10 protein-coding genes are annotated in these 9,248 nt (G+C 70.4%); 2 read left to right on the forward strand and 8 right to left on the reverse strand.

The features are described 5' to 3' along the window. The 8 genes from EK403_RS23865 to EK403_RS03970 form a co-directional block, all read right to left on the reverse strand. On the reverse strand, positions 1 to 92 hold a 92-nt coding region (locus EK403_RS23865; protein ID WP_487327322.1), incomplete at its 3' end, for a twin-arginine translocase TatA/TatE family subunit. Between the two features lie 63 nt (positions 93 to 155). Continuing rightward, positions 156 to 398, reverse strand: coding sequence for a twin-arginine translocase TatA/TatE family subunit (locus tag EK403_RS03940; RefSeq protein WP_128776211.1), 243 nt, complete (start codon positions 396 to 398; stop codon positions 156 to 158). 150 nt (positions 399 to 548) lie between these two features. Beyond that, positions 549 to 1,277, reverse strand: a complete 729-nt coding sequence (scpB, locus tag EK403_RS03945; RefSeq protein WP_128776212.1) for an SMC-Scp complex subunit ScpB — start codon at positions 1,275 to 1,277, stop codon at positions 549 to 551. Further along, positions 1,274 to 2,089 (reverse strand): segregation and condensation protein A, encoded by an 816-nt coding sequence (locus tag EK403_RS03950; RefSeq protein WP_128776213.1) that lies wholly within the window; start codon positions 2,087 to 2,089, stop codon positions 1,274 to 1,276. Before EK403_RS03950 ends, scpB begins: the two co-directional genes overlap by 4 nt. 19 nt (positions 2,090 to 2,108) lie before the next feature. Next, positions 2,109 to 3,128: a beta-N-acetylhexosaminidase gene (nagZ, locus tag EK403_RS03955; protein ID WP_128776214.1), complete on the reverse strand. Its 1,020-nt coding sequence runs from the start codon at positions 3,126 to 3,128 to the stop codon at positions 2,109 to 2,111. A gap of 155 nt (positions 3,129 to 3,283) precedes the next feature. Next, complete coding sequence (locus EK403_RS03960; RefSeq protein WP_128776215.1) at positions 3,284 to 4,558, reverse strand: SPOR domain-containing protein; 1,275 nt, start codon at positions 4,556 to 4,558, stop codon at positions 3,284 to 3,286. Between the two features lie 72 nt (positions 4,559 to 4,630). Further along, positions 4,631 to 6,370, reverse strand: a complete 1,740-nt coding sequence (gene argS / locus EK403_RS03965) for an arginine--tRNA ligase (RefSeq protein ID WP_128776216.1) — start codon at positions 6,368 to 6,370, stop codon at positions 4,631 to 4,633. A gap of 41 nt (positions 6,371 to 6,411) precedes the next feature. Next, positions 6,412 to 7,626, reverse strand: a complete 1,215-nt coding sequence (locus tag EK403_RS03970) for a deoxyguanosinetriphosphate triphosphohydrolase (RefSeq protein WP_128776217.1) — start codon at positions 7,624 to 7,626, stop codon at positions 6,412 to 6,414. 110 nt (positions 7,627 to 7,736) lie between these two features. Between EK403_RS03970 and erpA the strand changes: the two genes are divergently transcribed. Further along, positions 7,737 to 8,084, forward strand: a complete 348-nt coding sequence (erpA, locus tag EK403_RS03975) for an iron-sulfur cluster insertion protein ErpA (RefSeq protein ID WP_206659475.1) — start codon at positions 7,737 to 7,739, stop codon at positions 8,082 to 8,084. 233 nt (positions 8,085 to 8,317) lie between these two features. Further along, on the forward strand, positions 8,318 to 9,100 hold the full coding sequence (xth, locus tag EK403_RS03980; protein WP_128776218.1) for an exodeoxyribonuclease III: 783 nt from the start codon (positions 8,318 to 8,320) through the stop codon (positions 9,098 to 9,100). The last annotated feature ends 148 nt before the right edge of the window (positions 9,101 to 9,248 follow it).

Raw genomic sequence — 9,248 nt, forward strand, 5'->3', positions numbered from 1 at the left:
GTGCGCAGCAGCGCCGGCAGGTCGCGTGGGCCTACGACGACCAGCGCCACCACGGCGACCACCATGAATTCGGACCAGGCGATGTCGAACATGTCGGAACCCGCCCGGAAGCGCGGCGCGAGCCAGCCTTTAGGTCAGCGGGCCCAGGACCTCGATCAGGACTTCTGGCTGTCCACGCTGCCGACGCCGGAGCGCACCGGCGCGTCGGCGCGATGCTCGATCGGCTGAGGCGCGCGCTGCTGCGACATGTTCTCGGCGACCGTGTCGTCGTCCTCCGCAAGCCCCTTCTTGAAGCTCTTGATGCCCTTGGCCATGTCGCCCATCAGCTCGGAGATCTTGCCGCGGCCGAACAGCAGCAGGACGAGCACCGCGACGACCAACCAGTGCGTGAGGCTCATGACTTTCCCTTTCGAACAGCCGGCCGCCGACGCGCACGGCGCAGTACCGGAGCCCGGCTGAGCGGAACCTAGGTCCGGACGTCCCCGAACACAAGGACTTAACCGAGCCCCGGACCATCACGCGACCGTCAGCGGGCGACGGCTTCGCGATCACTCATGACGGCCTTCCATGTCGGAATCGCGACCATCGTCTGAGCCGAAGGGATCGCCCTCCCCGATCGGGTCCTCGTCCTCACGCAAGCCCTCGTCGTCGATCGGCGGCGGCATGTCGAGGCCGGGCGGCAGGCGGGCGTCGAGCAGCCCGGCGGCCTTCATCTCGGCGAGGCCCGGCAGGTCCGAGACGCGCTCGAGGCCGAAATGATCGAGGAAGCCCCGCGTGGTGCCGAAGGTGACCGGGCGGCCGGGGCTCCGCCGACGGCCGCGGAAGCGGATGAAGCCGGCTTCCAGCAACGTCTCGAGCGTGCCGCGCGAGGTCGCGACCCCGCGGATATCCTCGATCTCAGCCCTCGTCGCCGGCTGGTGATAGGCGATGATGGCGAGCGTCTCTACGGCTGCGCGGGACAGCTTCTTCGGCTCGCGTGCGCCGCCGGCGAGCGCCGCGGCTACGTCAGGCGCGGTGCGGAACGCCCAGGAGCCCTCGAGGCGGCGCAAATTGACGCCGCGGTGCGCATAATCTTCCGCGAGAGCCCGCAGCAGCAGGCGGAGGTCAGCCCCGTGCGGCAGACGGGCCGCGAGCGCCTTCTCGTCGACCGGATCGGGGGACGCGAACAGCACGGCTTCGACGATCCTGAGGTGCAGAAGCGGGACGGCGTTGCGCTCCTCCTCACTCAGCCGTCCGTCGAGGCCCGCGAGCGGCAGGCGAGGCTCCCGGTCGCTCACCCCTCCTGCCTTGCCGGCCTGACGAGGGCGAGCGGCGCGCCGCTGCGCACGAAGAGCGGCCCGAAGGCCCTCTCCTGACGAAGCTCCACGCGGCCCTCGCGGGCGAGCTCGAGCGAGGCGCCGAGACCCGAGGCGAGCACCGATGCCCGCATGGCGGGGGTCATGAAGCGGAGCAGCAGCGCGTCGAGCCGCGACCAGTCGGCCGAGCGGCCGACGAGACGTTCGAGCGCGGCGCGGGCGTCGGCCAGCGACCAGTGCGGGCGGCGCTCGATCGTGACCTGCTGGTGAAGCGTCTTGACCCGCTGGCGGGCGTAGGCTGTGAGCAGGTCGTAGAGCGTCGCGGTCCAGAGGGTCGGCGCGGCGGCGCCCGCAGCCGGGGGCTCGCCGCGCGGAAAGGCGTCGCGGTGGAGCAGCGGGCCGTCGAACAGCGCCGCGCCGGCCTTGCGCATCGCCTCGAGCCGCCTCAGCCGGAAGGCGAGCGCGGCGGCCGCGATCTCGGGCGGGATCTCGTCCTCCTCCGACGGCGCGTCCGGCACCAGCAGCCGGGACTTGAGATAGGCGAGCCAGGCCGCCATCACGAGATAGTCAGCGGCGAGCTCCAGCTGGTCGGCGCGCGCGCGCTCAACGAAGGCGAGATACTGTTCGGCGAGCTCGAGGATCGAAATCTTCGCGAGGTCGACCTTCTGGCGACGCGCGAGGTCGAGGAGAAGGTCGAGCGGCCCCTCGAAGCCATCTAGGTCGAGCAGCAGGGCCGGCGCATCAGCCGCGCCGTCGCCGATCTCGTCGTCGTCCTCGAAGTTGTCTCCACTCAAGCGCCGCCCTCCGGCGGCGTCAGGCGACCGCGCCTGCGAGGAGCCGGTCGCGCTCCGCGGCGAGCGCCGCGATATCGACCGAAGGCCGCGCCCTCAGAAGGCTCAACGCCCTGTCGGCGCGCTCGGCCGAGCGCCCCTCCAGCCGCGGCGCCGCCGCCGCGACCTCCTTCATTTCACCCATGTCGCCCTTGCAATACAAGGCGATATCGCAGCCCGCCGCGAGCGCGGCCGCGGCGCGCGCGCCGACCCGCCCCTTGAGGGCCTTCATCGAGATGTCGTCCGACATCAGCAGCCCGTCGAAGCCGATGAAGCCCCGAACGATTTCGCCGAGCACGATCGGCGAGACGGTCGCCGGCCGATCCGGATCGATGGCCTCGAAGACGATGTGGCCCGTCATGCCGATCGGCGCGTCGGCCAGCGCCTTGAACGGCGCGAAATCGGTGGCCTCGAGCACCTCGCGCGAGGCCGACACGCGCGGCAGCTCGAAATGGCTGTCGACCTTGGCCCGGCCATGGCCCGGCATGTGCTTGACGACCGGCAGGACGCCGCCCGCGAGCGTGCCCTCGATCACGGCCCGGCCGAGCGCGGTGACGGCGTCGGCCACCGGCGCGTAGGCGCGGTCGCCGATCGCCCGCGTCATCCCCTCGGTCGGAAGATCGAGCACCGGCAGGCAGTCGACAGTGATCCCCAATCCGGAGAGCTCCACGGCCATCAGTTCGGCGCCGAGGCGCGCAGCGGCGACCCCGGCCTCCGCATGGTCCGCGTGAAGCGCCCCGTAGCGCGCCGCGGCGGGGTGGTTGATCGCGAGCGGCGCCCGGATTCTCTGGACCCTGCCGCCCTCCTGATCGATCAGCACGGGAGCGTCGTCGCGCCCGACGGCCTCGCGGAAATCGGCGCACAGCCTCCTGATCTGTTCGTGCGAACCGATGTTGCGGCCGAACAGGATCAGCCCCCAGGGCTCCGCGTCCCTACAGAAGGCGCGTTCGTCGCGGGTGAGCGCGAGTCCGCTGCAGCCAGTGATGAAGGCGCGGGTCGCCATATTCTATAGGCCCTCAGAACGAATCGGAGCCGTGGATCATCCGGCCCGCGGCGCGCCGTAGCAACGCCGCGGCGACGCGCGGGGTCAAGGGATGGACAGGGCGCAAAGGCCTGCTTGTGTCAATTCCGCGACAGCCGGCGAAGGCAGCGACGGCCTCAGTTTCTCGAGACCACGCAGTCGCCGCCGGCGGCGCGGAGATTGTTGCAGACCGTCGAGGCGTCGGCGCTGCTGCCGAACGGTCCCACGCGCACCCGGTAATAGGTGCCGCGGTCGCCGACCGTCGCTGTCTGTATCGACGCCTGGTAGGGGCCGAGCACCTGCGGGAAGCGCTTCTGGAGATTGGCGTAGGCGGAGCGCGCATCGGCCTCGGAGCGCTGCGAGGTCACCTGCACCACGAAACCGCCGGTCGCGGTCGGTCGCGTCTGGGCAGCCGCGGGAGCGGGGGCGCGCGGAGCGACCGCCGCCACCTGCTGCGGATCGGAGCGGGGCGGCTGCGCGGGCGCGGCGGGGGCCGGCGCAGGAGCCGGACGCGCGGCTTGCTGGGGCGCGGGCTGCGGGGCGGGACGCTGAGCGGTCGGCGCGGGCCGGGTCTGGTTCGGGCCGGCGGGCCTGTCGGAACTGCGCAGCGGGACGTCGCCGTCGGACATGATGCCGTTGTCGAATTCGCTGCCGCGAGGCGCCTGACCGGTGCGCGCGGCTTCGGCGATCGGATCGTTCGCCGCAGGCGGCGTAGCGGGCGCGGGCGGCGCGATCGGGGCATCGGGCCGGATCGCGACCGTCTTCACCCGGCGCGGTTCGGCGCCGTTGGTCGAGGGCGGCGTCGGCTCGGCGGCGGCGGGTCCGCCCGGCAGGATGATGCGCGAGCCGTCGGGGCGCGGTTCGCTCGAAGGCGCAGACGGCAGGTCGACCGGCTGCTCCTCGCGCGACACGACCTTGGATTTCGGCGCGTTGGCCGGGTCGACGCGATCGTAGATCGCCTTGTTCTGGTGCTGGACGTCGGCGCCGCCGGGCTCCTTCGGCGCCGTCTTGACCGGCTCGGTGTCCGCCTTGATCAGCGGAGGCTCGCCGTTCGAACCGCCGGAGGCGAACATCTTGTAGCCGACCAGGACGCCGCCGCCGATCACCGCGAGGGCGAGCACGGCCCCGACGAGGACGAGGCCGCTGCGGCCCCCTTTCAGCGCCGGCCGTTCCGGCTCGTAGAACAGAGGATTGCCGTCGTCGTCCCAGCCATAGGGCTCGTCGGGATTCGGCGCATAGGCGCGCGGATCATATTCCGGCTCGTGCTCAGGCTCGGCCTGGCCGGACTGGCCGTAGTGGTGGCCCGGGCGCAGCGCATAGTCGTCGCGCCGCCACTCGCCGCCCTGGTCCTCGTATCGATCGTCGATGCGGCTTGCGGCCATGTCGCCGCGCCTCACTGCTTGGTTACGCATCTCGCAGGCCTCCGGGGGCCCCGCAGGCGGCCGGCTTTACGCCAATGACGGAACGCCAGAACCCCGAAACTATCATCGCATCTCGTCGGGAGCCGAGACCCCCAGAATGCCGAGGCCGGAAGCGAGCGCCGAGACGATCGCATGAACCAACCCCAGTCGAGCGTGTGTCAACAATGCATTGTTTTCCATAATGAAGCGTAAATCCGGCGAATCCTTGCCGCGATTCCAGTGGGCGTGCAGCTCGCTCGCGAGATCGTGCAGGAAGAACGCGATGCGGTGCGGCTGACGCGCGCCGGCCGCCTGCTCGAGCGCGCGCGGCCAGGCGGCGACCCGCTTCACGAGGGCGATCTCCCCTGGATCGGTGAGCAGCGAGAAGTCCGGCTCGCCCGAGAACTCGCCGAACGCCTCGCGCCCTTTCCTCAGGGTCGACTGGCCGCGCGCGTGGGCGTACTGGACGTAGAACACCGGGTTGTCGCGCGATTGTTCGGTGACCTTCGCGAAGTCGAAGTCGAGCACCGCGTCGTTCGAGCGGAACAGCATCATGAAGCGCACGGCGTCGCGGCCGACCTCGTCGACCACGTCGCGCAGGGTCACGAAATCCCCGGCCCGCTTCGACATCCTGACCGGCTCGCCGCCGCGGAACAGCCTCACCAGCTGGCAGAGTTCGACGGTCACGCGAGCCGACCCGCCCGACAGCGCCTTGCCGACCGCCTGCAGGCGCTTGACGTAGCCGCCGTGGTCGGCGCCGAGCACGAAGATCATTTCGGAGAAGCCGCGCTCATATTTTGAGCGGAAATAGGCCACGTCGGCCGCGAAATAGGTGTACGAGCCGTCGGACTTCATCAGCGCGCGGTCGACGTCGTCCCCGAACGCGGTGGCGCGGAACAGCGTCTGCTCGCGATCCTCCCAGTCGTCCGGGAGCTGGCCCTTGGGCGGATCGAGACGCCCGACATAGACGAGATCGTCCCTCTTCAGATCGTCGACCGCAACGTCGATCGGGCCGCCCTGCCCGTGAAGCGTGCGCTCCGAGAAGAAGACGTCATGCGCGATGCCGAGCCGGCTGAGATCGTCGCGGATCATCGCCATCATCGCGTCGATCGCGGCGTCGCGGACGATGGGCAGCCACTCGATCTCGGGCTTGTCCTTGAGCGCAGCGCCATGCCGTTCGGCGAGCGCCCGGCCGACGGGCTTCAGATAGTCGCCGGGATAGAGGCCCTCGGGGATCTCGCCGATGTCCTCGCCGAGCGCCTCGCGGTAGCGCAAGAAGGCCGAGCGGGCCAGCACGTCGACCTGGGCGCCGGCGTCGTTGACGTAATATTCGCGCGTCACCTCCTCGCCCGAGAAGGCGAGCAGATTGGCGAGCGCGTCGCCGAACACCGCGCCCCGGCAATGGCCGACATGCATCGGCCCCGTCGGGTTCGCGGAGACATATTCGACATTGACGCGCGCGCCGTTCCGCTTCGGCGGCCGGCCGTAATCCGCGCCGGCCGCAAGCGCGCGCTTGAGCGTCGCGCGCCAGAAATCCTCCGTGAGCGTCATATTGACGAAGCCGGGACCCGCGACGCCAGCCTCGGCGACGTCCGCGTCGGCGCGAAGCTTGGCCGCGATCGCCTCGGCGAAATCGCGCGGCTTCATGCCGAGATCCTTCGCCAACACCATCGCGGCGTTGGTGGCGAGGTCGCCATGGGTCGCGTCGCGCGGCGGTTCGACCACGACGCGCGACAGGTCCGGCAGGCGTCCGATCGTCCCGTCCGCCGCGAGCGACACGAGGATCGCGCGGAGACGCGCGGCGAAATCGGCGAAGACGTTCATGGGCCTGTCAGGCTTATTCGGGCGGGGATGAGGCCCGGCGGCTAAAGCAAATCCGGGGTCGCGTCAAACAATCGGCGATGCTCGACGATCGCGTAGCGGTCGGTCATCCCGGCGATGAAATCGGCGACGGCCCGGGCGTGGCTGGTCTCGCCGCCGCGTCTCGCCTCGCGCTCCCATTCGGCCGGCAGCGCGCCGGGATCCTCGAAATAGCGGCCGAACAGGTCGCGCACGATCGAGGCGGCGTCCGCCATGACCCGGTCGACACGGGAATGGCGGTACATCCGGCTCCTGAGCAGGCTTTTGACGCCGCCTTCGGCCTCCGCCATCGCGTTCGTGAAGACGATCACCGGCCCTGGCGCCGCCCGGACGTCGGCGATCGAGCGCGGCCGCAGCGCTTCGAGCCGCCGGGCGCCTTCGCCGATCGCGTCCTCGACGAGCCGCGTGATGACGCGTCGCACGATCTCGTGGCCCGCGCGGTCCTCGTCGAGGTCGGGATAGCGGCCGCGCACCTCGGCCAGGATGTCGGCGAGCAAGGGCGCTTCGGCAAGGTCGTCGATCTCGAAGAGGCCCGCCCTCAGCCCGTCATCGATGTCGTGGGCGTCATAGGCGATGTCGTCTGCGATCGCGGCGGCCTGCGCCTCCCCCGACGCGTGGCCGGTGAGCGGCAGGTCGAGGCGCTCAGCGCCTTCAAGGATCGCGGCGGGCGCAGCCCTTCCCGCATAGCGGCCGACGGGGCGGCCCGCCTCGTCCGTGATCGGGCCGTTGTGCTTCAGTACGCCTTCGAGCGACTCGTAAGTGAGGTTCAGGCCGTCGAAATCGGCGTAGCGGCGCTCGAGCCAGGTCAGCACCCGAAGCGTCTGGGCGTTGTGATCGAAGCCGCCGTAAGGCGCCATCAGCGCGTCGAGCGCCCGCTCGCCCGCATGCCCGAAGGGCGGGTGGCCGATGTCATGCGCGAGCGCGACCGTCTCGGCGAGGTCCTCGTCGAGCCCGAGCGCGCGGGCGATCGAGCGCGCGATCTGCGAGACTTCGAGCGTGTGTGTGAGACGCGTCCGGTAATGGTCGCCCTCGTGATAGACGAAGACCTGCGTCTTGTGCTTGAGGCGCCGGAACGCCGTCGAATGCAGCACCCGGTCGCGGTCGCGCTGGAACTCGGTGCGGGTCGGGCTCGGCGGCTCGGGACGCGCGCGGCCGCGGGTCGCCTTCGGGTCCGCCGCATAGGGCGCGCGGCGACGGTCGATCCAGTCCGCGACGTCCATGGCGGCTCCCGCGACGGCCGGCCGAAAGCCCGCCTGCGTCTCGTTGACCGCCGCCGCGGCCGTGCTTACCTCTTTGGGCGAAGAATGTAACGGAATTGGACGTCGTCCCGATGACCGAGACCCAAGTGACCGAGAGCCAAGTGACCGTCACGGACCGCGCCGCGGCGCGGATCAGCGAGATCCTCGCCGACGAGGCGCCCGGCACCAAGCTGCGCGTCAGCGTGCTCGGCGGCGGCTGCTCGGGCTTCCAGTACGATTTCGGCTTTGACGTGAGCCAGCAGGACGACGACCTCGTGATCGCGCGGGACGGCGCGACGGTGCTGATCGACCCGGTCTCCCTGCCCTATCTCGCCGGCTCGCAGATCGATTTCGTCGACGAACTGATCGGAGCGGCGTTCAAGATCACCAACCCGAACGCGACCGCGTCATGCGGCTGCGGCACGAGCTTTTCGGTCTGACCGTCTGTTGCGCGAAAGACACAAGGCCTCTTGCATGCCAGCCATGCCCTGAGCTGCCTTGGAAAACACACAACTCATCGCCATTTTGCACCCCGTGACGGCGGGTTGCGTATCGCCGTCGCAGCCCTCTTGGGCGTTTCCTCCCTAGACTTGGGCCGTTCGCTTCGTGCGGACGGCCCTTTTTTCTGCGCCTCGGCCGGCCTAGGGTCGCGCCGCCGCAGCGGAGGCCGCCCGTGCTGATCGCCACCTGGAACGTCAATTCGATCAAGTCGCGCATCGACCTCGCGACGCGGTGGCTGCAGGAAGCGAGGCCCGATCTCGTCTGCCTGCAGGAGATCAAATGCGTCGACGAGGCCTTCCCGAGGGCCGAGATCGAGGCGCTCGGCTACAACGTCGCGGTCCATGGGCAGAAATCCTACAACGGCGTCGCGATCCTCTCGCGCGCGCCGATCGAGGACGTGGTGATGCGGCTGCCCGGCGACGACGCCGACGAGCACGCCCGCTATGTCGAAGTCGTGGTCTCGACCGACCGCGGCGCGGTCCGCGTGGGCTGCATCTACCTGCCGAACGGCAACCCGGCGCCCGGCCCGAAATACGACTACAAGCTCGGCTGGATGGAGCGCCTCCGGCGCCACGCCGCCGAACGTCTCGCGCTCGAGGAGGCTTTCGTGCTGGCCGGCGACTTCAACGTCATTCCCGCCCCCAAGGACGCCAAACGCCCCGACGCCTGGGTCGATGACGCGCTCTTCCTGCCCGAGACGCGGGCGGCCTGGCGGCGGCTGATCGCGCTCGGCCTCACCGACGCGCTGAGGGCCGCGGACGAGAACGGCGGCGTCTACACCTTCTGGGACTATCAGGCCGGCGCCTGGCAGAAGGACCACGGCATCCGGATCGACCATCTGCTGTTGTCGCCGCAGGCCGCCGACCGCCTGCTCGCGGTCAGGGTCGACCGTCACGTCCGGAGCTGGGAGCGTCCCTCCGACCACGTGCCCGTGGTGATCGAGCTCGCGGCCTGACGCTCAGTCCATCGTGAAGTCGACGGTCAGCGGCTTGCCCGCCTCGCCGGTGGCGTCCGGCCCGCTGAACGGCGTCGCGACCAGACGATGCGCGCCCGGCTCCGGCGTCCAGCCGCCGTAGTTGAGGCGGGCGCCCCCCCCCCCCCCC

Source organism: Hansschlegelia zhihuaiae, assembly GCF_004103825.1.
Taxonomy (GTDB): Bacteria; Pseudomonadota; Alphaproteobacteria; order Rhizobiales; family Methylopilaceae; genus Methylopila; species Methylopila zhihuaiae.